General features: G+C 62.7%; 21 protein-coding genes. 9 read left to right on the top strand and 12 right to left on the bottom strand.

From position 1 onward, the window contains the following. Positions 1-76 precede the first annotated feature (76 nt). Both QN413_RS20575 and QN413_RS20580 read left to right on the top strand, forming a co-directional pair. Positions 77-598 (top strand): DUF3237 domain-containing protein, encoded by a 522-nt coding sequence (locus QN413_RS20575; protein ID WP_323498435.1) that lies wholly within the window; start codon positions 77-79, stop codon positions 596-598. 113 nt (positions 599-711) lie between these two features. Beyond that, the gene (locus QN413_RS20580) at positions 712-933 is read left to right on the top strand and encodes a hypothetical protein (RefSeq protein ID WP_323498436.1); all 222 of its coding nucleotides are present in this window, start codon (positions 712-714) and stop codon (positions 931-933) included. Between the two features lie 21 nt (positions 934-954). Here QN413_RS20580 and rlmB read toward each other — a convergent pair whose 3' ends face one another. Then, positions 955-1,704 (bottom strand): 23S rRNA (guanosine(2251)-2'-O)-methyltransferase RlmB, encoded by a 750-nt coding sequence (rlmB, locus tag QN413_RS20585; protein WP_323498437.1) that lies wholly within the window; start codon positions 1,702-1,704, stop codon positions 955-957. Positions 1,705-1,756: 52 nt separating this feature from the next. Further along, the gene (locus QN413_RS20590) at positions 1,757-2,470 is read right to left on the bottom strand and encodes an ABC transporter ATP-binding protein (RefSeq protein WP_323498438.1); all 714 of its coding nucleotides are present in this window, start codon (positions 2,468-2,470) and stop codon (positions 1,757-1,759) included. Between the two features lie 154 nt (positions 2,471-2,624). Between QN413_RS20590 and QN413_RS20595 the strand changes: the two genes are divergently transcribed. Next, positions 2,625-3,164 carry an arylesterase gene (locus QN413_RS20595; protein WP_323498477.1) on the top strand — a complete coding sequence of 180 codons (540 nt, stop codon included), beginning with the start codon at positions 2,625-2,627 and terminating at the stop codon, positions 3,162-3,164. Positions 3,165-3,272: 108 nt separating this feature from the next. Here the strand turns inward: QN413_RS20595 and QN413_RS20600 are convergent, their stop codons facing one another. Further along, positions 3,273-3,476: a hypothetical protein gene (locus tag QN413_RS20600; protein ID WP_187051646.1), complete on the bottom strand. Its 204-nt coding sequence runs from the start codon at positions 3,474-3,476 to the stop codon at positions 3,273-3,275. A 71-nt stretch (positions 3,477-3,547) separates the two neighbouring features. Further along, the gene (locus QN413_RS20605; protein WP_323498439.1) at positions 3,548-4,747 is read right to left on the bottom strand and encodes a PLP-dependent transferase; all 1,200 of its coding nucleotides are present in this window, start codon (positions 4,745-4,747) and stop codon (positions 3,548-3,550) included. Positions 4,748-4,841: 94 nt separating this feature from the next. Here QN413_RS20605 and QN413_RS20610 point away from each other — a divergent pair, with 94 nt between their 5' ends. Continuing rightward, the gene (locus QN413_RS20610; protein WP_323498440.1) at positions 4,842-5,345 is read left to right on the top strand and encodes a hypothetical protein; all 504 of its coding nucleotides are present in this window, start codon (positions 4,842-4,844) and stop codon (positions 5,343-5,345) included. 9 nt (positions 5,346-5,354) lie between these two features. Here the strand turns inward: QN413_RS20610 and QN413_RS20615 are convergent, their stop codons facing one another. Next, the gene (locus QN413_RS20615) at positions 5,355-6,650 is read right to left on the bottom strand and encodes an acetyl-CoA hydrolase/transferase family protein (RefSeq protein ID WP_323498441.1); all 1,296 of its coding nucleotides are present in this window, start codon (positions 6,648-6,650) and stop codon (positions 5,355-5,357) included. A gap of 77 nt (positions 6,651-6,727) precedes the next feature. Between QN413_RS20615 and QN413_RS20620 the strand changes: the two genes are divergently transcribed. Next, complete coding sequence (locus QN413_RS20620; protein ID WP_323498442.1) at positions 6,728-7,192, top strand: SET domain-containing protein; 465 nt, start codon at positions 6,728-6,730, stop codon at positions 7,190-7,192. Here the strand turns inward: QN413_RS20620 and QN413_RS20625 are convergent. The 4 genes from QN413_RS20625 to QN413_RS20640 form a co-directional block, all read right to left on the bottom strand. Then, positions 7,179-8,378, bottom strand: a complete 1,200-nt coding sequence (locus QN413_RS20625) for a cation:proton antiporter (RefSeq protein WP_323498443.1) — start codon at positions 8,376-8,378, stop codon at positions 7,179-7,181. The two genes, QN413_RS20620 and QN413_RS20625, sit on opposite strands and share 14 nt — an antisense overlap. A gap of 97 nt (positions 8,379-8,475) precedes the next feature. After that, a complete protein-coding gene (locus tag QN413_RS20630) occupies positions 8,476-10,377 on the bottom strand; it encodes a diguanylate cyclase (RefSeq protein ID WP_323498444.1) in 1,902 nt (633 codons plus the stop codon). A 51-nt stretch (positions 10,378-10,428) separates the two neighbouring features. Continuing rightward, a complete protein-coding gene (locus QN413_RS20635) occupies positions 10,429-11,865 on the bottom strand; it encodes a M20 family metallopeptidase (RefSeq protein ID WP_323498445.1) in 1,437 nt (478 codons plus the stop codon). Positions 11,866-11,928: 63 nt separating this feature from the next. Beyond that, positions 11,929-14,094 (bottom strand): putative bifunctional diguanylate cyclase/phosphodiesterase, encoded by a 2,166-nt coding sequence (locus QN413_RS20640; RefSeq protein WP_323498446.1) that lies wholly within the window; start codon positions 14,092-14,094, stop codon positions 11,929-11,931. 169 nt (positions 14,095-14,263) lie between these two features. On the opposite strand from QN413_RS20640, the gene QN413_RS20645 reads away from it, so the two are divergent. The 4 genes from QN413_RS20645 to QN413_RS20660 all read left to right on the top strand — a co-directional run bounded on the left by QN413_RS20645 (position 14,264) and on the right by QN413_RS20660 (position 20,321). Continuing rightward, the gene (locus tag QN413_RS20645; protein ID WP_323498447.1) at positions 14,264-15,283 is read left to right on the top strand and encodes a glycosyltransferase family 2 protein; all 1,020 of its coding nucleotides are present in this window, start codon (positions 14,264-14,266) and stop codon (positions 15,281-15,283) included. Between the two features lie 459 nt (positions 15,284-15,742). Continuing rightward, on the top strand, positions 15,743-16,762 hold the full coding sequence (gene galE / locus QN413_RS20650; protein WP_323498448.1) for a UDP-glucose 4-epimerase GalE: 1,020 nt from the start codon (positions 15,743-15,745) through the stop codon (positions 16,760-16,762). A 251-nt stretch (positions 16,763-17,013) separates the two neighbouring features. Beyond that, positions 17,014-19,215 carry a polysaccharide biosynthesis tyrosine autokinase gene (locus QN413_RS20655; protein ID WP_323498449.1) on the top strand — a complete coding sequence of 734 codons (2,202 nt, stop codon included), beginning with the start codon at positions 17,014-17,016 and terminating at the stop codon, positions 19,213-19,215. 38 nt (positions 19,216-19,253) lie between these two features. Further along, positions 19,254-20,321 (top strand): acyltransferase, encoded by a 1,068-nt coding sequence (locus QN413_RS20660; RefSeq protein WP_323498450.1) that lies wholly within the window; start codon positions 19,254-19,256, stop codon positions 20,319-20,321. Between the two features lie 9 nt (positions 20,322-20,330). Here the strand turns inward: QN413_RS20660 and QN413_RS20665 are convergent, their stop codons facing one another. The 3 genes from QN413_RS20665 to QN413_RS20675 all read right to left on the bottom strand — a co-directional run bounded on the left by QN413_RS20665 (position 20,331) and on the right by QN413_RS20675 (position 24,071). Then, a complete protein-coding gene (locus QN413_RS20665) occupies positions 20,331-21,572 on the bottom strand; it encodes an acyltransferase (RefSeq protein WP_323498451.1) in 1,242 nt (413 codons plus the stop codon). Then, on the bottom strand, positions 21,569-22,933 hold the full coding sequence (locus QN413_RS20670; protein ID WP_323498452.1) for a hypothetical protein: 1,365 nt from the start codon (positions 22,931-22,933) through the stop codon (positions 21,569-21,571). The genes QN413_RS20665 and QN413_RS20670 overlap by 4 nt, the downstream gene beginning before the upstream one ends. 79 nt (positions 22,934-23,012) lie before the next feature. Beyond that, entirely contained in the window at positions 23,013-24,071 is a 1,059-nt protein-coding gene (locus tag QN413_RS20675) for a polysaccharide pyruvyl transferase family protein (protein ID WP_323498453.1), read from the bottom strand. Positions 24,072-24,108 lie beyond the last annotated feature (37 nt).

Here is a 24,108-nt window from a genome sequence, read left to right on the forward strand (position 1 = left end):
GCACCAGGCCGAAATTCGGGATCGCCTTCGGGATGATCCGATGGCAGGAAACGTCGCGCTTGCCTAAGCTGGCGCGATGACTTCGCCCAACACTCCAGCAGCCTTGTCCGGAGGTAACTCCAGCGTACTCGCCACTGCGATCGCAACACCTGCTCTCGATTTCTTTGCCGACCTTCACGTCGACGTCGGCGTGCCTCAAGTGCTCGGCCACGGCCCACGTGGCTTGCGCCGGGTTGTCCCCATCAACGGTGGCGAAGCACGCGGCGTCGACTGGCATGCACGCGTGCTGCCCGGCGGCAGCGACTTCCAACTCATCCTGAGCGACACGCTGTCTGAGCTCGACGCGCGCTACAGCCTCGAAACCGATGGCGGCGATCTGATCTACGTTCAAAACCACGCGGTCCGCTCAGCGCCAGCCGACGTCATGGCCAAGTTGTTGCGCGGTGAGCCGGCCGATCCGGCGCAGGTCTACTTTCGCTGCAGCCCGCGCTTCGAGACATCGTCTCCGGCGCTCAAATGGGTCTGCGAGCGGATGTTCGTCGGTGCCGGCGTAAGGCATCCGACCCAGGTGGTGATGCGCTTCTTCACGCTCGCCTAAACCCTCCGTGAAGGTGCCTCGATAAGACAAAAGCCCACAAGGGTAAGCACCGAAGTGCAATGCCCGCCACAGGACTATCTTGAAGTTGTCGATGCATCACGCAGGAGACAACCATGTTGATCGTTAGCAAGTTGGTTTTGGCAGGCGGCGTTGCCGCAGCCGCGATGGCGGGGCCGGCAACGCTGGGCACTACCTCCGAACAGAGCAGCGCACGAGCCGTCATCGTATCGAGCGCGACGCAAGCGGGCTCTCTGAAGCCTCCGGCCGCGGTACCCGGTCTTACCCGATGCCCCGGCAGTTGCGACCTTTGGCAGATGCTGGCGCTGCGCCACTGAAGCCGGAACGCTGAACCCTGCCTACACGGCGATGCGCTGACGCATCGCCTCATACAAACACACGCCGCTCGCCACCGAGACGTTCAGGCTTTCGACCGCGCCCGCCATCGGGATACTGATCAATTCGTCGCAGGTTTTGCGAGTGAGCTGGCGCATGCCCTCGCCTTCGGCACCGAGCACCAGCGCCAGCGGCCGCTTCAGGTCGGTCTGGTAAAGCGTGCGGGGCGCGTCGTCGCTGGTCCCGACGCACCAGATGCTGCGCTCCTTCAGTTCATTCAGCGTCCGTGACAGGTTGGTGACCATGAAGTACGGCATGGTGTCGGCCGCACCGCTCGCCACCTTCGACACCGTAGCGTTGATGCCGGCAGCATGGTCCTTCGGCGCAATGACCGCGTGTGCACCGGCACCGTCGGCCACCCGCAGGCAGGCGCCCAGGTTGTGCGGATCGGTCACGCTGTCGAGCACCAGCAGCAATGGCACCGTGCCGGCGGCTTCCAGGCCTTCGAGCAGTTCGTCGATCGAATGCAATTGCGGCATAGCCTCGACGCGGGCGGCAATGCCCTGGTGGCCGTGGCTGCCTGCGAGTTTGGCAATGCGCAACGAATCGGCCTCGACGAGACGAACTCCTGCATCTTGCGCACGGGCGATGAATTGCTTCATGCGCGCGTCGCGACGGCTCGAGTCGAACAGCACTTCGAGCACCGACTTCGGCGCGGTTTTGATACGCACGCCCACGGCATGAAAGCCGAAGATCACTTTGGGGGAAGACATCCGGCGATTATCAAGGTCAGGCGTCGGCCGGGCGAATGCTCAGGCCAGTACTTCAGGCGCTCTTGTCGTCCGACGCCACACGCCCCGCTTCGATGGTGATGCGGCGCTCGCAACGGTCGGCGATGCCGCGGTCGTGCGTCACCATCACGAGCGTGGTGCCTAGCTCGCGATTGAGATCGAACATCAACTTCATGACCTGCTCGCCGGTCGCGTGGTCGAGGCTGCCGGTCGGCTCGTCGGCCAGCAGCAAGGCTGGTTGAACGACGAAGGCGCGGGCCAGCGCCACGCGCTGCTGCTCTCCGCCCGACAGCACCTTCGGATAGTGGCCGAGGCGCTGGCTCAAGCCGACGCGGCCCAGCATCTCCGTCGCGGCCTTGCGCGCGTCCTTGCGGTTGGCGAGCTCCAGCGGCAGCATCACGTTTTCGAGGGCGCTCAGGTTGGCGAGCAACTGAAAGCTCTGGAATACGAAGCCGACCTTTTGGGCACGCAGCGCGGCGCGGTCGTCTTCGTCGATGGCGAACAGGTCTTCGCCACCGAGCCGCACCGTGCCGCGGGTCGGTGTGTCGAGGCCCGCGATGATCGACAGCAAAGTGCTCTTGCCGGAGCCCGATGCGCCGACGATGGCCGCGGTCTCCCGTGCGCCGAGGGTGAAATGGATGTCCTGCAAAATGTCCAGCGTGCCGCTCGAATCGGTGACGGACTTGAAAACATGGTCGACGGCAACAATTTCAGTGGCAGTGGCAGTGGCTTGTGACAGTGCGGACATCAGGTACTTTGAAAGGCTTTGCGTGTTGAATCGACTTGTGGATCGACGTTGGGTGCGACGTCACTTTATCTTGAGCGCGACGCTGGCCGGCGCAGCGGGGCTTCTGGGCGCAGGGGCTTCCTTCGCGCAGGCCGCGCCACAGACCATCCTCATCATGGGCGACTCGCTCAGCGCCGAATATGGCCTGAAGCGCGGTGAAGGCTGGGTCGCGTTGCTGCAAAAGCGGCTGGCGGAGCAGAAGATCGATGCCCGCGTGGTCAATGCGAGCATCAGCGGCGAGACCACGTCGGGTGGCCGCTCACGCATGGATGCGCTGCTCAAGCTCAACAAGCCCGACGTGATGGTGCTCGAACTCGGCGCCAACGACGCGTTGCGCGGGCTGGCCATCAAGGACTCCGAAGCCAACCTCACCGCGATGACGAAGGCGGCGCAGGCTGCCGGCGCCAAGGTGCTGCTGCTCGGCATGCAGGTGCCGCCGAACTACGGCATGGACTATCTGAATCGCTTCTCGCGGATGTTTACCGGCACAGGCAGCGCCACCGGTGCGCCGGTCGTTCCGTTCTTCTTGAAGGGCGTGGCCGACGCGCCCGACCCGATCAAGATGTTTCAGGCCGACCGCATCCATCCGGTGGCGGCCGCGCATCCGCAGATGCTCGACAACGTCTGGCCGCAACTGCGCAAGCTGTTGAAGTAAACGATCGATTCAAGCCGACGAGCCAACGAAAAAGCCGCCACTGCACGAAGCAGATGGCGGCTTTTTCACGAACGCTGAAAGTAGAGCGAAAAGAAAGTCGAGAGACGATCAGCCGTTCTTGGTCGGAAGGTCCGGCACGGTTGGCGGATCGCGTTCGAGCGAGGCCACGTCGCTTTCCGGATCTCCGGGTGCCAGGCCATCGCTGCTCGGGCTCAGCTTGCGATTGACTTTGTCGCGCAGCTTTTCTTCCTTTTTCTTCCTCTTGGCCAGTTCCTTCTGTCGCTTCTCGTATCCGTAATTGGGTGCGGCCACTGCGTCTCCTTGGTGCGGGGCAATCCGTGGGATTGCGATGCTTCCGACTGTACGCGATTACGAAAGACGGCTCAGAGCTTGCCCAGGGCTTGTTCCAGGTCGTCGCGCAGGTCACCGACATCTTCCAGGCCGACCGAAAATCGCACCAGCGTCCCTTTGTACGACCAGCGCGCAACAGTCGGGTCGCGCATCAGGCCGATGTCGTACGGCACCACCAAACTGATCGGGCCGCCCCACGAATAGCCGAGCCGGAAGAGCTTGAGGCTGTCGCAGAAACGGTCGGCCTGCTCGCTGCTGAAGCGCTCGTCGAAAACGATCGAGAACAAGCCAGCGGCCAGATCTGTCTTGCCGCACAGGGCACGCCAGTGGTCATGGCCCGGTGAGCCTTCGAGGGCCGGGTGCAGTACTTGCGCGATCTCGTCGCGGGCCTGCAACCAGCGTGCAAGCTCTCTCGCCGTCCGGTCGTGCGCCGCATAGCGCAAGCCGATGCTCGGCAACGATCGCAGCACCAGTTCGACATCGTTCACCCCAACGCCGAAGCCCATGCGCATGTGCGTGAGCTTGAGCGCGTTGTGCAGGCGGTCATCGCGCGTGGTCACGCCGCCCATCAGCACGTCGCCGCCACCGCTCGGGTACTTGGTAAGCGCGTGCGCAACGATGTCGACACCCTGCCCTGTGCCGCTGCCGTCCAGATCGAACGGCGCAAAAGCCAGCCCGGCGCCCCAGGTGTTGTCGAGCGCGCACAGCACGTCGCGCGCACGGCAGACGGCGACCAGCGCCGGCAGGTCCGGGAATTCCATCGTGACCGAGCCGGCCGCCTCGACCCACACCAGCCGCGTGCGGTCGGAAATCTTGGCCGCGAGATCGGCCGGATTCATCGCGTCGTACAGCTTGTGGGTGATGCCGAAGTTAGCCAGTTCGCCTGTCGCCAGCGCCTTGCTCGGGCCGTAGACGTTGTCGGGCAGCAGCACCTCGTCGCCCGCCTTCAGAAAGGCGAAAGACACCAGCGTGATCGATGCGAGGCCGCTCGGCACCAACAACGCGGCCGTGCCGCCTTCGAGCGTGGCGAGCCGTTCTTCGAGCGTGAACGTGGTCGGCGTGCCGTGCAGGCCGTAGGTGTAGCCGGCCTTGGTTTTCCAGTCGCGTGCGCGCAGCGCGGCCACGTCGGCGAAGAACACGGTCGAGGCCTTGAACACACCGGGTTGCGGCGCGGCGAACCTGGCCGGCGGTACGTAGGGGTGATGGATGAGTTCGGTCGAAGGCTGGGTCATGACCCCTATTGTGGCGAAGGCCGAAGATGGAAGAATCGACCCCACATTCAGGGAGGCCACAGAACAACACGAATGGAAAACGAATGGACCACGAATGCCCCGCAGCCTGACCGACCGCGAAGCCTTTGCCAGCGTACTCACCACCCTCATCTTCGAACGCTGCATGGCGTCGCGCAGCACCGAAACCTCGCGCATCGAACTTCAGGAAAGCGTGCCCGGCAACGAGCGCTCCTATGTGCGGCGCGGACTCGACGCGCTGGTCGAGCATGGCGCCTTGGCGATGAGCGGCGACGACATTGGCTTCACGCACGAGGGCAGCGCCTTCCTCGCGTATGCCGCGAGTGTCGAGCGGGCGTCGGACGACCACAACGACAGCGATGAAGATCCGGACGCGCATGCCGCCGTCGTGCCGCTGCTCACGCTCATCGCGCAAGACGCGCGGCTGGCGCCGCCCAAGCGCATCGAAGACATACAGACCCTGCCCGGCCGCCTCGAAGGCTATCGCGCGACGAAGCAGTCGGGCTTATTGAACCGCTGGACTTTGCTGCTCGCGATCGTGGTCGTGCTGGGCGTCGTCGTGTACACGCAGCTGCGGTAGTTCGCTCACTCAAAGCAGGTGAATCAGCCTCGCCTGCGCGGTGAGTTCCTCGCGAAAGTCCGGGTGCGCGATCCCGATCAGTTCTTTCGCTCGCTGTTTGGCCGATTTGCCGCGCAACTGCGCCACGCCGTATTCGGTGACGACGTAGTTGATGTCGTTCTTGCTGGTGCTCACATGCGTGCCAGGCGACAGCACCGGCACGATGCGCGAGATGGTGTCGTTGCGGGCGGTAGAAGGCACGACGATGAACGCCTTGCCGCCTCGCGAGCGATTGGCTGCCCGCACGAAGTCGCTCTGGCCGCCGGTGCCTGAAAACGGCGCCGAGCCCAGACTCTCCGAGCCACACTGCCCCAGCAAATCGATCTGCAGCGTCGCGTTGATGGCGACCATGTTGTCGTTCAGGCCGGCCAGCGCGGGGTCGTTGGTGAAGTTGACCGGATGCATCTCCAGCATCGGGTTGCGCTCCATGAACCGATAGAGCTTTTTGGACCCGAGCGCGAAGGTCGCGATCATCTTCCCCGGAAGGTAGTTCTTGCGGCGATTGGTCACGGCGCCGCATTCCACCAACGACAAGATGCCGTCGCCGATCATCTCGGTGTGAATGCCGAGGTCGTGCTTGTGGGTGAGTTGCATGACCACCGCATCCGGGATGCCGCCGTAGCCGATCTGCAGCGTCGAGCCGTCTTCGATCATGTCGGCGACGTACTTGCCGATCGCCTCCTGCACCGGGCCAATCTTGGGCAGACCGACTTCGAGCACCGGCTCATCGCTTTCGATGAGCGAGGTGACCTGCGAGATGTGCACGCGACACTCGCCGAATGCGCAGGGCACGTTCGGGTTGACTTCCAGCACCACCGCGCGCGCTTTGGCCACAGCAGCCATCGTGTAGTCGACACCGAGGCTGAGCGCGAAAAAGCCTTCATCGTCCATCGGCGATGCCATGCTGAACACCACGTCGGCTGCCATCTGGCCGCGTTCGATCTGCGCCGGGATCTCTGAAAAGTAGTTGGGAATGAAGTCGATCCAGCCGGCTTGTCCACCCGCCCGTGAGGCGCCGCCGTAGAAGAAAGCCACGTGCCGGACATGGTCGACCGTCTCGGGGTCGAGGTAGGCGTATTTGCGCATCGCGAGGATTTGCCCGGCCTTCACATCGAGGAAATCGCGCCGCTGGTCCGACAGTGCCGTGAGCAGCGCGGGTGGCTCCCCGACGCCCGTCGGCACGACGATGAAGTCGCCGTTCTTCACGTGCCGAATCGCCTCCGCGGCTGTCGTTCGCTTCTGCTGGTAGAGGTCGCGCATCTGCATTTCGAGGTCTCCTGCGGCACCGTATTGACGCCGTCACGGTCGAGTCTATGCTCGCTCTTTTTCAAGACCCTTGATCCATGGCACGTTCCAGCGTTTCTTCAACGCCCTGCATCCGGGTTTCAGCCAGCGGCGTGCACGGGCTCGGCGGCTTTGCGACACGCGACCTGCCGGCCGACGCCTTCCTGGGCCTGTACGAAGGCCGGCGCTATTCGCCCGCGCAGATCGCAGCCAAGACGTGGGACGACAACCTCACCTATCTCTTCAAGCTGACGAACGACGAGACCATCGACGGTGCCAAGGGCGGGAACGCGACGCGCCACCTGAACCACTCGTGCGACCCCAACTGCGAAGCGGTCGAGGAGTACGACGAATCCGGCGAACTGGTGCTCAGGTTCCAGACCATCGTGGCAGTCGAGGCCGGCGACGAACTCTTCATCGACTATGGGCTGGCCGCAGACAACGACAAAGTGGCGGCGGACTTTCCGTGCCACTGCGGCTCGGAGAACTGCCGCGGGACCATGCTGGCTTCTACTTCGACCTGAAGACGATCTCTTTCATCCGCGCCAGCTTTGGCGAGACGATCGGCACCGTCAGCATGGTGCTGGCGACCGCCATCACCAGCAACGCGGTGAAGCTCTCGTTGGTGATGATCGTCTTGTCGAGCAGCAAGTTGGCGAAGATGATCATGATCAAAGCCTTGGTCTGCAGCAGCCAGCCGACGAGCGAACTTTCGCCGGGTTGCCACTTCAGGATCTTGCCGGCGATGTGAATGCCGATCAGCTTGCCGGCGACCGAGGCAACCAGCAAGACCGCCGCCGCGATGAACACCGCAGCCCCGCCCACCTGCCAGTTGGTGCGCAAGCCAGTGCTCAGGAAAAACACCGGCATCAACACCAGCAGCACGTTGTGGCGCAGCCAGTCCATCTGCTTCTGGTCGAACCACGCCGAATCCATGACGGCCCCCGCGATGAAGGCGCCCACCATGTAGTGCAGCCCCGACCAGTCGGCGCCAAGGCCGCAGGCGGCCAGCCAGGTCAAGCTGCAGTACCAGCGGTCGCGCTCCGGAATGCGAGCCATCAGCCAGCGATAGACCACGCTGGCAACGCCGAAGATCACCAGGAAGGCGACCTGCTTGCCGACGCGTTCCCAGTCCATCAGGATCAACGCGAGTACACCCCATATCGCGATGTCGTCGACGCTCGCGTAACGCAGGATGCGCTGGCCGATCGGCTGCCGCAGGATCTGCAGCTTTTCCATCAGCAGGATGAGGATGGGCAGCGCAGTGACCGCGCACGCCATGCCGATGCCGAGCACGAACTGCCAGGTGAGCGCCTTGGCGCCGATCCAGCCCGGAAACATGAGCATGCCCATTGCGGCCGCACCACCGAACAGCAGCGGCACGCCGAGTGCCATTCCCGCGGTGATGCCGCTCTCGCGCCGATGCGTCCAGGCCTGCTTCAAATCCAGCTCGATCCCGGCGATGAAGACGAAGAGCATCACCGCCCACTGCGCGATGGCGTTGAGCGACAGGATCACCGGCGCGCTGAAGACGAATTTGTAGTAGTCGGGGAACAGCGTACCCAACACGCCGGGGCCGAGCAGGATGCCGGTGATGATCTGCACCACCACGAGCGGCGCGAAGTACTCCGTGCGCCCCAAACGCCAGATCAGATAGGGCGCGGTGAAGATGATCAACATCGCTATCAGGAAGATTTCTGACGTACTCATGGCGGTCATGACGGGCAGGCGCTCTCGTGTGGGTTGAACTGACGGGGCGGCAGAAGTTTGCCATGCCCTAGCGACCCGGAAATCGGGCGCCAGTGTCTCAATGCTTCAACGTCGAAGCAGCGGCCGGCACCGCATCGCTGCCAAGCACCGAGTTGAACTCCGCACCGGCCATGCGGAAACCGTTGCGCCCACCCTTCTTGGCTTCGTACAGGGCCGCATCGGCACGTGCCAGGAGCGCAGGAATGTCTTCATCGTCGATGCCCGACAACGCGACGCCGATGCTGGTCGTCACACGCAACGCACCGCCCGGGATGCCGAAGACAGGCTTCAGTGCCATCAGAATTCTGCGCGCTGCGATGGCTGCAGCCTCTTCGTCAGCCACGTCTTCCAGCAGCAGCACGAACTCGTCGCCCGCATAGCGCGCCGCCATGTCGGTGGTGCGCACGCCGCGCTTGATGCGTCGCGCGAATTCCTTCAACACCGCATCGCCCCCGGCATGGCCGTGCGAGTCGTTGATGTGCTTGAAGTTGTCGACGTCGAGGTACATCAGGCACATAGGAGTGCGTGAACGGCGCGACCGCGCCATGGCATCGCACACGCGCTCTTCGAACGAGCGGCGATTGGGCAAACCGGTGAGTGCGTCTTCACGGGCCAGCGCATCGAGCAGCAGTTGCTTTTGCTTGAGTTCGCTGATGTTCAGGTTGACGCCGACGATGCGCAGCGCGGCGCCGTCCAGCCCGCGCTCGACCACCTTGGCGCGGTTCTGAATCCACAGCCAGCGGCCGTCTTTGTGGCGCACCCTAACTTCGCCCTCGTACATGGGCGTCTCGCCATTCACATGCCGCGCCAGCCCAGTGCGCGCCGCGTCGTAGTCCTCCGGATGAACCATGCTTTGCCACAGCCCGTCGACGGCCTCGATCTCGCCGACCACGTAGCCGAACATGACCCACCACTGCGCGTTGTAGGTCGCCCTGCCCGTGCGCAAGTCGAGGTCCCACAGGCCGATGTCGCCGCCGCTCAGCGCCAGTTCGAGCCGCTCGCCGGTCGTGCGCCGCTCTTCTTCAGCCTGCCGCTGCGCAGTCACGTCAATGTGCGTGCCGACCACGCGCAGCGGACGGCCGTCGGCGCTGCGCTCGACGGCAACGCTCCGGCTCATGACCCAGATCCATTGCCCATCGCGGTGGCGCATGCGGTGCACGAACTCGCAGAACGGCGTGCGGCCCAGCAGATGGCTGTTGAACTCGGCCGCATAGGCACGCCAGTCGTCCGGGTGGATCAGCCCCTTCCAGTCGAGGCTGCCCGGCTGCGCTTCATCGGCGCTGTAGCCGAGCATGGTGCGCTCGCGTGTGTTGATCGTCCACCGGCCCGACGCCACATCGAGGTCCCACAGGCCCAGGTCGCCGCCGCGCAGCACCAGGTCGAGCAACTGGTCGCTGCGCTTTTTATGCAGATCGGCCTCGGTGGCGAGCCGATCACGTTCCAGCGCCAGCGCTTCGGCTTCGTGCGTGCGTGCGCGCAACGCCAGCAGCGATGCGGCCTGGCGTGCCAACATGGCCAAGGCATCGCGCTGCGCGTCGCTGATTTGTCGGGGGCGGGTGTCGATGACGCAGACGGTGCCCAGCGCGGCACCGGCCGCTGTCACGATGGGCGCAGCGGCGTAGAAGCGCAGGTGCGGAGCGGCCGTCACGAGCGGATTGCTCGCGAACCGGACGTCGAGCGTGGCGTCTTCGATCACCAGCAGCGCGTCGGACACTTCGATGGCGTGCGCACAAAACGAATGCGCACGCGCTGTGTCGGAGATCGTCAGGCCGACCGTGGCTTTGTTCCATTGCTGCTCCCGGTCGACGAACGACACCAATGCCACCGGCGTGCCGCAAATCTGCGCCGCGAGCGCTGCGATGTCGTCATAGGCCGCTTCGGCTTCGGAGTCGAGCACGCGCAGGTCGTCCAGCGCTTTGATGCGCGGTTCTTCGTTGGCTTGACTTTGCGGAACCGGCATGCAGCGACACTTTGAAACGTGGTCCCTGCATTTAAGCGGAGATGCGCGGCTTCAAAACGCGGAACTGCGGGTGTTTACAGGTGCTGATCGGCGCTCGGCGGCAATCGCCGCGCCCTCCGCGCCCAGGTCCCAGAACAAGCCAGCCATCAGCTGCAACGACTCGCGCGCCACGCTGCCGAGCATGTGCTCGTTGGGCGCGTGCTGCGCGCAGGCCGGGTAGGAGTGCGGCACCCACAGCGTCGGCAAACCGAGCACGTGGGCGAAGACATCGTTGGGCAGCGTGCCGCCCAGGTTGGGCAACAGCGCGGGCACCTTGCCGGTGCTGCGCTCGATGGATGCCAGCGCCCAGCGAACCCATGGGTTGTCGGGGTCGAGCCGCGTGGCTTCCATCAACTCGCCACTCTGCGTGACTTCGACATCGGTGTAGCCATGGGCGTCGAGATGCTCGCGCACATGCGCCAGAAAGTGCGTGCTGTCGCTGCCGACCACATAGCGGATCTGGCAATGCGCGCTGGCGCGGCCGGGGATGGCGTTGACCGGCGCTTCCGGATTGCCGGTCTTGAAGGCCAGCACCTCCAGCGTGTTCCAGCCGAAGACGCGCTCGGCCGGCGACAGGCCCGGCTCGCCCCAATCCGCATCGACTTGGGGGTCGTCCACGCCGCCGCCGACTTCGATGGACTTGAGCGCCTGGCGCACGTTGTCGGGCAAGGCATCAGGCAGCAGGCTCGGGACACGAATGCGGCCGCGCTCGTCGACCAGGCATGCGATGGCGTTCGCCAACCGTATGCCGGGGTTGCGCAGCAAGCCGCCCCAGTTGCCGGAGTGATGACCCGACGGCCGCAGCGCGATGCGCAAATCGAAGTTGAGGCCGCCGCGCGAGCCGAGAAACAACGTCGGCCGGCCGGCGGCGACACGGGGCCCATCGGACGCCAGAAAAAGATCGGCCCGGAGCGCTTCGCGCTGCAACTCGCACACCTCGCGCAGGCCCGGCGACCCGGTCTCCTCGCCCATCTCCAGCAGCAGCTTCAGGTTGTAGCCGAGCCGGCCTTCGCGCGCGACCAGCACCTGCGACAAGGCTCCCAGATTGACCGAGTGCTGCCCCTTGTTGTCGGCGGTGCCGCGGCCGTACCAGCGATCGCCCTCGATGGTCAGCTGCCAGGGATCGAGGCCTGGACGCCACTGGGCGGCATGCCCGCGCACCACGTCACCGTGGCCGTAGCTCAGCACGGTAAAAGACGCACTCGTCTCGGCGCGCTCGGCGAGGAGAAACGGACTGCCGCCGGCCATCGGGTTGGCAACGGTGCGGCAGACAAAGCCGAGCGCTTCGAGGTCCGGCACGATCTGCTGCGCAAGGTACTGCGCCAGCACCGCGTCGCGCGACGGCTCCTGGCTTTCAGTGGGGCACGCCACACGGCGCGCCAGCACATGCTGGAAACGGCCGTCGTCGAAGTAGTTGGCGGCCAGGGTCAGGGCTCGAGTGCGGCTCATGGGATTCCTTTCGCGCCTATTCTGGCAGCGCTGTCCCGCCGCTGCCCGACCGCAAAACGCCGCCTAGAACCGCGTGCCGAAGGCCGTCGCCAATTCTGCGGGTCGCGTGGCGTTGGCTGCCTGGTCGAACTTCCAGGGCAGGATCTTGCAGGCTCGCATCGGCCGGGCGTAGAAAAATCCCTGCAGCTCGTCGCAGCCGAGCTTCAACACGATGTCGCGCTGTCCCAGTGTCTCGACGCCCTCCGCCACCACCGTCAGGTTCAATGCATGGGCGAGCTTGACCACCGCTTCGACGACAGCGCGCGCATCCGCCTTGGTCTCCAGGTCCTTGACGAAGCTGCGATCGATCTTGAGTTGCCGCGCCGGCAAATCGCGCAAGTGGCTCAGACTCGAATAGCCAGTGCCGAAGTCGTCGATCGACAGATGCACGCCCAGCCGCGAGAGGCCTTCGAAGGTGCGCTGCGTCACCTTCATGTCCTGCATCGCGACCGATTCGGTGATCTCGCACAGCAACTGCGAGCCGAGCACGCCGTGCTTGCGCAACGCCTCTTCGACTTTGTCGACCAACGTCGGCTCGCGCAGTTGGTTGGCAGAGAGGTTGATGGCGACCCGCATGTGCGTGCCCTCCTTGCTCCAGTCTGCGACCTGGCGGCAAGCCTCGTTGAGCACCCAGTTGCCCAGCCGCACGATCAGCCCGTAGCGTTCGGCAAGCCCGATGAAGCTGTCGGGGTTCACGAGACCGAGCCGCGGATGGTTCCAGCGAACCAGCGCCTCGACGCCGCTCATGCGATTGCGGCGGCCATCGATCTTGGGCTGGTAGTACAGCTCGAACTGGTTGCTCTCCAGCGCCAGCCGGAGGTCGCTCTGCAACTGGAGCTGGTCGGCCGTGTCGACCGCCATGTGCGACTCGAAGAACGCATAACTGGAGCCGCCGGAGCGCTTGGCCGCGTACATGGCCACGTCGGCGTTGGCGATCAGTTTGTCCGGCTCGCCTTGCAGCGGATGCATGACCACGCCGATGGAGCACGCAATCTGCAGGTGCTTGCCCATCATGTCGAAGGGCCGAGACAGCGCGTAGAGGATGCGGTCGATGATCTGCACGCAGTCTTCTTGCGCCTTCATGCCTTCGAGCAGCAGAAGGAACTCGTCGCCGCCGACGCGGGCCACGGTATCACCGGGACGCGACTGCTTGATGAGGCGCTCGGCGGTGATCTTCAGGATCTGGTCGCCGGCCGCGTGGCCGAACGAGTCGTTGACCGGCTTGAAACCGTCGAGGTCGACGAAGAGCACGGCCAGTTGTTCGGCAGCACCCGACTGGTTGACCTGCTCCAGCCGTTGCACCGCGTGTCGCAAGCGGTCTTCGAACAGCAGCCGGTTCGGCAAGCCTGTCAGCGGGTCGGAGAAGGCGCGTTTGAGCAGCTCGTCGTTGGCGCTTTGCAAACGGGCGTTCGACTCGGTCAGCGACTGCGACAGCTGCCGCGCGACGATCTGCAGCCGCGCCTCGAGCAGCGAAGCCAGCAGAGCGCCGACCAGCAACATGCACGACGCAACGACGACGATGGCGGTCAGCCCGCTGCCGTTCAGCGCGTTGGCGCTCAGGCACACGGTGCCGACCGGAAACCGCGCCGCGGCCATGCCGGTGTAGTGCATGCCGGAGATCGCCACCCCCATGATGACGGCCGCGAGCAGTTGCATCGGGAAGCGCCGCTCCGCGCGTACTTGCAGCAGCATCCGGAAAATGAGCAGCGCCGCCGCCGACGCAGCGACAGCGATGACCGCGGAGGCCACCACGATCCTGTAGTCCCAGACGATGCCCGGCGTAACGCTCAGCGCCGCCATGCCGATGTAGTGCATGCCGCAGATGCCGACGCCCATCGCCATCGAGGCCACGCCGATCGACCGCGTGCTGTAGTCGGCGCTGCTGGCCACCCGCAGCGCAACGGCGGCAGCGGCCACTGCGGCCACCCATGACACCAGCGTGATGAAGGCGGTAAAGCCGATCTGAATCGGCAAGGTGTATGCCAGCATGCCGACAAAATGCATGGCCCAGATGCCCGTGCCCATGACCAGAGAACCCGTCATCCACCACGTGTTGCTCACGTCGCCGCTGGGCGAACGCACGCGCATCGACAGGTCGAGCGTGACGAACGACGCAAGCGTCGCGATCACGACCGAAGCCGCGACGATCCACAGGTCGTGGTGCGAACTAAGAAAAGGGGAATCGGCCATTCCTTCTCATATCGGCATGCGGGCGCAGAAGTTGAGGGTGAAGGTGCGCCTTGAGTGGCCCGGTCCGACGAACGGCGAGCGGGGCGCGCAGGCCAAACCTTTCGCATGACGCAAACCGCACCCGAGCCGCTGCTACTCGATGAACGACCGGCAAGGCCGACTGTGAGTCGTGGCGGTCACTTGCTACAACTACGGGCGGTATCTTGCCGAGTGCCTTGAGTCTTGTTTGGCACAGACCATCGCTGCAGACGAGATCGTGATGGTCGACGACGGGTCGACCGACAACTCGTGGGAAATTGCCTCGTCGTACGCACAACGGTATCCGAACATCAGGGCAATACGGAACAAAAATCAGGGCATGTGCAACGCCGCCAACGCTGCAATAGCAGCGAGTTCAGGCGATGTGGTGCTGATGATCGACTCCGACGACATCATGGCACCCGAGCGGATCGAAAAGGTGCTCGCTGCGCTGCGCATGCCAGTCGGCGGGCGCATACCGGGGTGGGTGCATCACCCGCTCAAGCGGTTCTCGGCTGCGCAACAGGACCTCGGGCTGATCCCCCACTACGCAGCGGGCGCGCTGCCGCACGGCTATCTGGTCGACCGAGTTCACCAGCTCGTGCACTGCCCTGTCGTCACGCCGATGTCGGGCCTGGCGTTTCGTCGCGAGTTGCTTCGGGCCATAGGTCCACTCGACGACGACCGCGGGATGCAGCAAGACATGCAGCTCTCGTTGGCCGGCACCTTGTTCAGCCCGGTCGCCTTCATCGACGAAGGGTTGACGCAATACCGAATCCATCCGGAATCTTCGTCCGCCGGCGGCCTGATGTCCTCGTTGCCGAACGTGCAAATGCTTCGCCATCGCTACGAGCGCCTCGAACCGTGGATCACCGGCCTATTCAAAAAATACCGGCCGCAGATCGCAGCACCGTGGGCACCATTGAAAGACCAGCCGTCCTACCAGTGGCTGCAGTTTCTCGATAAGTGGTGGTCGGGCTCGGGCAAGGACATGGGTTTGCTGAGCCGGATCTTGCTGCACCCGCAAACGCGCGCCGCACCGCTACAACAGCGCATGTATTACTACGCGGCCATCTGCCTGCCGAAGTCCTGGTATGTGAGTTTTTCGCGCATGGTCTACGGCTCCGGTCCGCTCAAGGCCTTTTTGCGACGACGGCTTGCGCGCGCCTGATGGTCCGAAGGCAAGAACGGCATTGACCCGGTTGATGTGGCAAGGCAGCTCTTTGGTGCCGTCGGGCACGCCGGCACGAACATGTGCATTTTCGACCCACGCCACCACCGACGTGCGACGCGTCGTCAGCGCAACAGAAGAGCTGGCGAGCCAGAGTGAAAGCGCCAGATCTTTTTGACGCGCCCCTCCTTGGAATGGGCGATGTGCAGCAAGGCGAGCCGTGTCGCTTGAGTGAGACCGAAAGGCTGAAGTTCCACATCCACCGCACGGCGCCAGAGCCGGAAAAGTTGAGAGATTACGGTAGCGAACGAGGTTCGAATGTGGTCCGGTTGGCATGCCATTTTCTATTGACAAGCCGATGGATGACACGCCATCTAAAGTGGAAATCTTCGCCGCCAGATGGCCCTGTTGAAGTCACGCAGAATGACCAACGGTCCGACAATTTTCTGAGGGAACGACATGAGCGAACTGATCCTCGTCACCGGCGGCGCCGGCTTTATCGGCAGCCACACTTGCGTCGCGCTGGTGGCAGCCGGCTACACACCTGTGATCCTCGACAACCTCGGCAACAGCGACGTGCGTGTGCTCCAGCGGCTTGGCACGATCACTGGCAAAAGCATCGAATTCATCGAAGGCGACGTGCGTGACCGCGCCCTGCTCGACCGCCTGTTCCGAGAACACGCCATTGCAGCCGTGATTCATTTCGCCGGACTCAAAGCCGTAGGCGATTCCGTCGCAGACCCGCTGCACTACTACGACAACAACGTGAACGGCACGCTGGTTCTCGCCGCGGCAATGCAAGCGGCAGGCGTCAAGGCGCTGATCTTTTCGTCATCGGCCACCGTCTACGGCGAACCGGAAAGTTCGCCCATACCCGAGAGCGCGCCATGTCGGCCAGAAAGCCCCTACGGACATTCGAAGCGCATGGTCGAGCAGATGCTGGCCGACTTGCACGTCGCACAGCCTGACTGGCGTATTGCATTGCTGCGGTATTTCAATCCGGTCGGCGCGCATGAAAGCGGACTCATCGGCGAACACCCGCAGGGCAAGCCAAACAACCTGATGCCCTATGTGTGCCAGGTCGCAGTGGGTCTGCGCGACCGTCTTGCAGTGCATGGCGGTGACTACCCGACACCCGATGGCACGGGCGTGCGCGACTACGTGCATGTGATGGACCTGGCCGAAGGGCATGTAGCCGCGTTAAGTCACGCGGCGCTTGCACCCGGCCTCGTGACAGTGAATCTCGGCACGGGTCAAGGGGCCTCGGTGCTCGATGTCGTCAAGGCCTTTGAGCTGGCGAGCGGCCAGCCCATTGCCTATGACATTGGGCCGCGCCGTGCAGGCGATGTGCCTGCTTATTGGGGCGACCCGTCACTCGCGCATTCAACACTTGGCTGGAAGGCACGTCGCGGACTGCAACAGATGTGCGAAGACAGTTGGCGCTGGCAAAAAAGTAACCCAAAGGGCTACGGAAACTGATGAGTGACCGGGAGCGCCCACAGATTTCTCTGACTCTCCTTTCAGACGCTCTTGTATCGCAATGCAACGTTCTATTGATGACTCTCCATTGAGGGCCTGAGGCACGATTTCTGCTCTCTAATGCAGTTCCAACACTCGATGCGCGCTCTTGCGTTGCATACAGGAACTTTCCACTTAGCATGAGCAGATCCCCCCTTACTTTGACGCCCGATGTTCGCGCGCGGACACTCACAAATTCGGGTGAAAGCACCATGTTGGTAGATGCCGAAGAGGCGCCACGCTTGTCGGCCTACAAAGACATCCTGCTCGACCACAAGTGGCTGATCGCCTGCATCGTTGCATTGACATTGCTGATCGGCTTGGCCTATGTGACTCTGGCCACACCCGTCTATCGCGCCAACCTCCTGGTGCAGGTCGAAGACTCCGCACCCGACAGCAAGAGTTTTCTCAATGAGACCACTGGCATGTTCGAGGTCAAGACGCCAGTCAGCGGAGAAATTCAAGTCCTCGGTTCTCGCATGGTGCTCAACGCTGCGGCGGAACAGGCGGGCTTGCAGACAAGTGCACAACCGCGTTATCTGCCACTGGTCGGCCCATGGCTCGCCCGCCGCGCCGTTGGTTTTTCGGACCCCCTTCTCGGCGGCTATGTGAGTGGAACCGAACGCATCGACGTGACCCGCTTCAATGTGCCGCCTTCGCTCGAGGACACCGGGCCGTTCATCATTACGACCCTCGGCGGCGGACGCTATCGAGTGAGTCATGAACTGCTGGACGTGCCGCTCGAAGGCGTGGTCGGGCAACCGCTGCGGCAAACACTTTCCGAAGGCGTCGTGGACATTCAGCTGAGCCAGTTGTCCGGCAAGCCCGGGGCTCAATTCAACGTCTATGCGGCATCATTGGATCGCGCCGTCGACGCCTTGCAAGGACGTCTGCAAATGGTCGAGCAGGGCCGCCAGTCCAACGTGATCGGCGTGACGCTGGAAGACAGCAACCGGGTTCGTCTGGCCGCTGTTCTCAATGCCATCGCCGAGCAGTATCTGCGGCAGAACATGGAACGCAAATCGGCAGAAGCCGAAAAGACCATCACGTTTCTCAACACGCAACTTCCCATCTTCGAGCGTCAGCTCAGGGCTTCAGAAGATGCCTATGCGCACTTTCGCAATGAGAACGGCACCGTCGCTTTCGACGAGGAGGCCAAGGTCTGGCTGGCCAAAACAGCGACCTTGCAGACCAGCCTTCTCGACTTGCAACAGAAGCGGCGCGAGACGGAGCCCTACTTCACCGATCAAAGCTCTCGCGTGCTGACGTTGGACAAGCAAATCGGCGCCGTACAGGGCGAACTCGGCGCGCTCAATTCGCGCATTGCCGGCATGCCCAATGTGCAGCGCGATGCCTTGAGGCTGGAGCGCGACGTGCGCGTCAATGGCGCGCTTTACCAGTCCATGCAGAGCAACGTATTGCAAATGCGGTTGCTCAAGGAAGGAAAGACCGGCAATGTGCGGCTGGTCGACAAGGCTGCCGTGTCCAAGGTGCCGGTCAAGCCGCAGAAGCTGATCGTCCTCGCTCTTGCATTGGTGCTCGGGCTCATGGCGGGGCCAGCACTTGCAATCTGGCGCTCCCGCTCGAGGCCGGGCGTTCACAACCCTGAAGAGATCGAAGTCCACACCGGCCTGGACGTGTATGCCGTAGTGCCCCACAGCCCGGAGCAGCTTCTGATCGATCGAGGCACCGGCAGAAAGAAGTCGTCCGGCACCTTGCTGGCCGATGTATCTCCCCACAGTCACCCCATAGAAGCTTTGCGTGAACTGCGGGTCGGTCTCAAGATTGCGATGGCCGAGGCAAGCAATAACCGCATCCTCGTTACCGGTGCCACCCCCGGTATCGGCAAAAGCTTTATCGCCCGCAACTTCGCGATGCTGCTGGCCCAGTCCGGCAAGCGTGTGCTGCTCATCAATGCCGACCTTCGAAAACGCGATCTGAGTGGCACCTTCAGCCTTCAGCACGAGGGAGGGTTGTCTGAACTGCTCACCGGCAAACTCAGTGCGCAACAAGCCATCCATGTGCAGGTGCACCCTAATCTCGATGTGCTGACCACCGGCAAGCTGCCTCGCTTGCCTGCGGACATGCTGGAGTCGGCGGCATTTACCGTTGCGCTCGATGAACTTTCATCTCGCTACGACAGCGTGGTTATCGACTCTGCGCCAGTGCTGGTGGCAGCCGATGCGGCGGCAGTGGCACCCGCCTGTGGACTCGTGCTGCTCGTGGCGCGCGCCGGAAAGAGCCAGCTGGGGGAACTGAACGAGAGTGTTCGCCGGCTTGCAAAAGCCGGTGTGAAGATCGACGGGGTGCTCTTCAACGGAATGGATTTCAGTCGCCGGTACAACGGCAACCAGGGCTATCGCCATGGGGGCTACAAGTACTCGGAATATGAGTACGCGGCCAAAGCAGCGTAACAAGTCGCCTAGCCGCGCGAGAGGCGGCTAGCCTTCCAATGCTTCCTTCCAAAAATCCGCGTCTGTTGACGCTCGATGCCATGCGCGGCCTTGCCGCCATCGGTGTCATCCTGTTTCATCTCGATTTCATCGGACCGTTCGCGCAGAGCGGCTACCTCGCAGTCGATTTCTTCTTTCTGCTGAGTGGCCTCGTTATCGCGCGCGCCTACCAGACGAGACTCGACAGAGGCCTGCCGTTCACCGATTTTCTGCTGGAACGGGTCATTCGGCTTTATCCGCTGTACCTCCTGGGCTTCTTGGTCGGCTTGCTCCGGCGCCTAGCGCAGATCGCGACGGACCACACCATTCAAATGTCGTGGCCACACCTTGGGATCAGCGCCGTCTTCAATGTTCTGATGTTGCCTTCTCCTGCAACGGATGAACTCGCTCCCATCAATGGCCCGTCGTGGTCGATTTACTTCGAACTTCTCGTCAACGTAGTCTGGGCCAGCGTGCTCGTCAAAGCATCGAAACGCACGCTGGCTGCATACGTTGTCGTTCTGTGCATCGCACTGTGCGCATTGATCGTTGGCACCGGATGGGCGGAAGCGGGCTATGCTTGGTCAGACGTTCACTTCGGCGTCATCCGCAGCTTCTTCGGTTTCGGCCTCGGTGTGCTGCTGGCTAAATCCTGGACCGGGAGCCAGCCGCGTGATTCGGCACTCTCAGTCGTCGCTGCAGCTGCGCTTTGCGCGGTGCTGATTGTCGACGTTTCGCCAGCATACCGGGCGTTCTACGACATCGTTGCAATCGTTCTATGCTTCCCGGCGATCGTCTACATGGGAGTCGCCTTCAATCCACCGGCTGCCTTGAAGCGTGTTGCGACGGTGCTCGGTGACATCTCATACCCGGTCTACATGCTGCACTTCGGTCCGCTGTTCAGTTTCTCCTATCTCGCTCGCAAGCTTGGCGTCAGCCCGGCTGTCTGGATTCCGGCATTTATTGTCGGCATTTGTGCTGTGTCGCTCTACCTCGCCAGAACCTACGATCCTGCGGCGCGACGGTATTTGAAGCGGATACTTTCCATTCGAAAAAGGAAAACCGCTACGGCCGCACACCGCCGCTGAACGAGTGCTTCAAAGCTCGATCTTTGCCGACTTGAGCATGCGAGGTACAGACGCGCGTCTCGACGCCCAAGTCTTGAAGCGCCGAGCAATCGGCTGCTCGAAAAAGCTAAATGACAGCGAGGCCAGCCCTACTGTTGTCATGAATACGGTAGCGAACCCGGCGACACGCCATGCCGTAGGCGCGTACTTCAACTGCTCACCGATCGAATCAGACAGACCCCACAGCACCAACGCGTGGAACAGATAGCCGCCGTAGGAAATGCGGCCGATCCAAGTCATCCATGGCTTCGACAACCAGGCTGTTCCACGCACACCCGCGATGGTCACCAGCAGTACCCCGGCCGCAAACAGGTTGATGACCGAGTATCCGAACAACTCGCGCCCCTGGCCGTACAAGGTACCGGAGAAGATATTCTTGAACACGTCTGCACCGCGATCACCCCGCGCGTAGTTCAGTGACATGTAGATCACGCCAAACACCGCAACCGAGGCAACCGCCATCCACAACCAGCGCATCGGCAGGCGCGGGTTGCGCAAGAGCTGCGGCTGAAACCGTGCGATTAACGCGCCAAGCAGGAATGCATCGATCTGGCAGATGGTCGCCGCATAGACACTGAAGGCCAGCCTGCCGGCGTCTGCGTCCGGCATTGCTGCGCCAACGACGAGCAGCCAGAGCCAGCGCGTCAGCGGCGCCAGCAACACAAGGGCACATGCCAACTTCCAGCGCCACCGTTCCGGCACACCTAGAAAGAGCAAAGGGAAGAACACATAGAACTGCTGTTCGACGCTTAATGTCCAAAGATGTGCAATCGCGGGCCAATGCACTGTCGATGCCGCTGGCTGAAACACCATCTGCCAGTTGTAGGTGAATGTGATCAGGCCGATCAAGTCGGTCGAACCGGCCATTCCGTACGGAATGGCAAAGAGCAACACGCACGCGCCGACATAGAGGGCGTACGCAGGAACGATGCGCAGGAGCCGCCGCCGCACGAATGCGCCATACCTCCGACCTGCCGATGGCAGGGCCCGGCCAAGGTGAACCGAAGACTCTTCCGCGATGAAACCCCGGGTAATCACATAGCCCGAGATGACAAAGAACAACCACACGCCGATCCATCCGAAAGGAAGCAGGCCGCAGTGCTGTGCGATCACCATGGTCATCGCGATTGCGCGCAAACCATCGATGCCAGCCAGCCTCTCGCCACCGTTGGTCAGGGCACTCGAGGGACCGATCTTCACGATCGTTCTCATGGGCGGACCTTCGCAGTCGATGACTTGACCGTGATCTGGGAAATCTGCGTTGCCCCTGATGAAAAACGTACGTAGACGGGCTCGCCGCTGAGCGCCACTTCGAATCGACCGTCTTTCGCCTGCAGCGTTCGCTGACGACCCAGTAAGTCGGTGACCATCAACTGCTCCGTGCCAGCTTGCGGGATAACGAGCTCCGAGTCGTTGCTGCCCGTGGCTTGCCAGGCAACGACGGTGCTAACGCGATCGTCCGTGAACAGGAACGCCTGTGCAGCGGCCGAAGTGCCCTGCCCCCCGAGCAAGCGCCGCGCGAAGCGCAAGGTGCCGAGCTCCGACGTCATCGTTTTGAATGCGCCATATGTCAGCCTTTGCATACGGTCGTTGCGTGTGAGCCCCATCGGACCGTCCACCGAGTCGTTCGACGAGAACCACAAGAACCCTTCGACCCCTGCCTCAGCGGCCAGGATAAAAGACCTCGGGATGTACGCCGCCGCTGTGCGCTCTGTGACGCTGCCCTTGACAGGGCTCGCGCCCTCTACGACCGGCCATCCCATTTCCGTGACCCAAAGCTCCAACGGACGGCCCTGCCGCGCGAGCGCCGCTGCACGCAAGCGCACGAATGCAGACTGGAACGAGCGATCCGGATCGACGGCGACAAAGGGGCGCACCCAGTCGGTGTCGTTCGCGATCGCCGTGATCTCGGGAATGCTGGGCGTGTAGGGGTGCACCGTGAGACCGTCGAGACGCGGATCGAGACCGCCTGCAAGCAACCAGTAATCGATGACCCACATGTCGTCGCCGGCGAGCACCTTGACGGCGGGGTCGATGGCTTTCACTTCCTGCACCGCGGCGTTCACCATGCGAACGTAGTGATCGAGCCATGGCGACGGAGCCTTGCCGTTCCACTGCCCGCCGAGCGCCTTGGGAAGGAACGAGTTGTGCGGTTCATTGCCCACTTCGAGCACGAAGCGCACACCCTCTGCCTTCAGCAGGCGTGCAGCTTCCGCCGCGAACCGACCGAAAGCCGCAGGGTCGGAATCACGCCCCACATCTGCAGCCGTCTGGGGTGCGGTCCTTCCGTTGGAAAGGGTAAGCAGCGCCACCACGCCGATGTCGTTTGCGCGGTAATAGGCGAGTTGCGTTCGAAGGTTGTCGGGCAACGCGGCATAGCGACCGGGTATTTGGCTGGGCGATGGCTCGACAGCCGACCAGCTGACGTGCTCGCGCACCCACTTGACCTTCAGGTCGGCCAGCATGGGCAAGGTGTCGAGTGGCTGGCCCTGCAGGAACTTGACGCCCAGGCCGACGAAATCACCGAAGGGACGCGCCGCGCTTGCAGGGTCGGCGCCATGGGTCGATGCCATCGTCACGGCAAGCAAGACAGCGCTTGCTGCCCAGCGCGTAGCGCGACGAAGTCGATGGACACCCAAGACTGAAAGCGCTCTAAACATTAAAGTTCAATTCGGCGGCAATTCCCTGCTTGAGAACAGCCGGCGCAATCGAGTCATTTGCGGTACTTGGGGATTGGATGCCCTGCACGTGCGTTGCCATTCCATATTCAAAGAGTTCCGCAAACGGCCGCAGCTTTTTGGCAGAGCCGGTCGTGTAGAACACCCGTCTGCGCAGCATGGCGCCGATGATCAGACCATGAAGGCGACCCGTGATGATCCAGCGCGCTCCGCCATACGGTTCCATCAGGCCGTGTTCGATTCCCTTTTGCGTAATCACTTCCACCGTCACTGGAAGCGCCTCGCGAACGACCGATTCGAAAGCTTCGCAAAAAGGAAGTCCGAACTCGCTCCTGGAATCGTGGGACACGATGATGACGTGCTTCATTTCGAATTGGTCGAACAGCACCCGCAACGCCTCGAGGATCTCCTGAGGATCTTCAGTTCGGCCCTCGACGAGGTCGATGCCCGGAGAAACCACGCAAGAGAATTCTTCGAGCAGGTGTGCGTGAAAATCGAGGCTCCCTTTGAGAAATGCGAGATCGCCGACCAGACTTACTTTTTCGGCGGCAACCGGAAAGTCTGCTTTCAACGACTTTTCCGAGAGTTGATCGCGTACGCAGACCTTGTCGCAAGCAGAAAAGATATTACCGAACATCCATCGCCTCCAACGCGACTTGATGTGAGTCGCCCCAGAGCCAATGACCCGAACATTTCGTCCGGATTTTCTGGCGAGCCACGACACGACGGTGGTGAACGACAGCCAGCCCAGGGAGACTTCATTTCTGATGGCGTGGCCGCCACCGATCCAGATCGACGAACTGTTGCAGGCCCGAAATGCAAGCAAAGGATGATCTCGCATGGAGATGACTTCAAACCCTTCTTTCTCGAATTCTTCGCGCACTTCGTCGCTGGGCCGTCGATAGGGCAACACCGAGACGCGACCACCGTCGCGCGTCATGCGACGTGCTGCGGCGAGTGAAAGCATCGCATCTCCCAGGTTCACGAAGTCCCCTGGGAGCACAGAAAAATTGGTCTGGATGTAAGTGGACATTGACAGCGCCTTGAAAGCTTCAACCGTTCGATGAGCA

The organism is Variovorax sp. LG9.2, from assembly GCF_035018885.1.
In the GTDB taxonomy this organism is placed as follows: domain Bacteria; phylum Pseudomonadota; class Gammaproteobacteria; order Burkholderiales; family Burkholderiaceae_C; genus Variovorax.

Bases quoted from the DNA above. Each gene is read 5' to 3' on its own strand.
- QN413_RS20575 (WP_323498435.1), top strand. From the start codon at position 77: ATGACTTCGCCCAACACTCCAGCAGCCTTGTCCGGAGGTAACTCCAGC.
- QN413_RS20580 (WP_323498436.1), top strand. From the start codon at position 712: ATGTTGATCGTTAGCAAGTTGGTTTTGGCAGGCGGCGTTGCCGCAGCC.
- rlmB (WP_323498437.1), bottom strand. From the start codon at position 1,704: ATGTCTTCCCCCAAAGTGATCTTCGGCTTTCATGCCGTGGGCGTGCGT.
- QN413_RS20590 (WP_323498438.1), bottom strand. From the start codon at position 2,470: ATGTCCGCACTGTCACAAGCCACTGCCACTGCCACTGAAATTGTTGCC.
- QN413_RS20595 (WP_323498477.1), top strand. From the start codon at position 2,625: ATGGGCGACTCGCTCAGCGCCGAATATGGCCTGAAGCGCGGTGAAGGC.
- QN413_RS20605 (WP_323498439.1), bottom strand. From the start codon at position 4,747: ATGACCCAGCCTTCGACCGAACTCATCCATCACCCCTACGTACCGCCG.
- QN413_RS20610 (WP_323498440.1), top strand. From the start codon at position 4,842: ATGCCCCGCAGCCTGACCGACCGCGAAGCCTTTGCCAGCGTACTCACC.
- QN413_RS20615 (WP_323498441.1), bottom strand. From the start codon at position 6,650: ATGCAGATGCGCGACCTCTACCAGCAGAAGCGAACGACAGCCGCGGAG.
- QN413_RS20620 (WP_323498442.1), top strand. From the start codon at position 6,728: ATGGCACGTTCCAGCGTTTCTTCAACGCCCTGCATCCGGGTTTCAGCC.
- QN413_RS20625 (WP_323498443.1), bottom strand. From the start codon at position 8,378: ATGAGTACGTCAGAAATCTTCCTGATAGCGATGTTGATCATCTTCACC.
- QN413_RS20630 (WP_323498444.1), bottom strand. From the start codon at position 10,377: ATGCCGGTTCCGCAAAGTCAAGCCAACGAAGAACCGCGCATCAAAGCG.
- QN413_RS20635 (WP_323498445.1), bottom strand. From the start codon at position 11,865: ATGAGCCGCACTCGAGCCCTGACCCTGGCCGCCAACTACTTCGACGAC.
- QN413_RS20640 (WP_323498446.1), bottom strand. From the start codon at position 14,094: ATGGCCGATTCCCCTTTTCTTAGTTCGCACCACGACCTGTGGATCGTC.
- galE (WP_323498448.1), top strand. From the start codon at position 15,743: ATGAGCGAACTGATCCTCGTCACCGGCGGCGCCGGCTTTATCGGCAGC.
- QN413_RS20655 (WP_323498449.1), top strand. From the start codon at position 17,014: ATGTTGGTAGATGCCGAAGAGGCGCCACGCTTGTCGGCCTACAAAGAC.
- QN413_RS20660 (WP_323498450.1), top strand. From the start codon at position 19,254: ATGCTTCCTTCCAAAAATCCGCGTCTGTTGACGCTCGATGCCATGCGC.
- QN413_RS20665 (WP_323498451.1), bottom strand. From the start codon at position 21,572: ATGAGAACGATCGTGAAGATCGGTCCCTCGAGTGCCCTGACCAACGGT.
- QN413_RS20670 (WP_323498452.1), bottom strand. From the start codon at position 22,933: ATGGCATCGACCCATGGCGCCGACCCTGCAAGCGCGGCGCGTCCCTTC.
- QN413_RS20675 (WP_323498453.1), bottom strand. From the start codon at position 24,071: ATGTCCACTTACATCCAGACCAATTTTTCTGTGCTCCCAGGGGACTTC.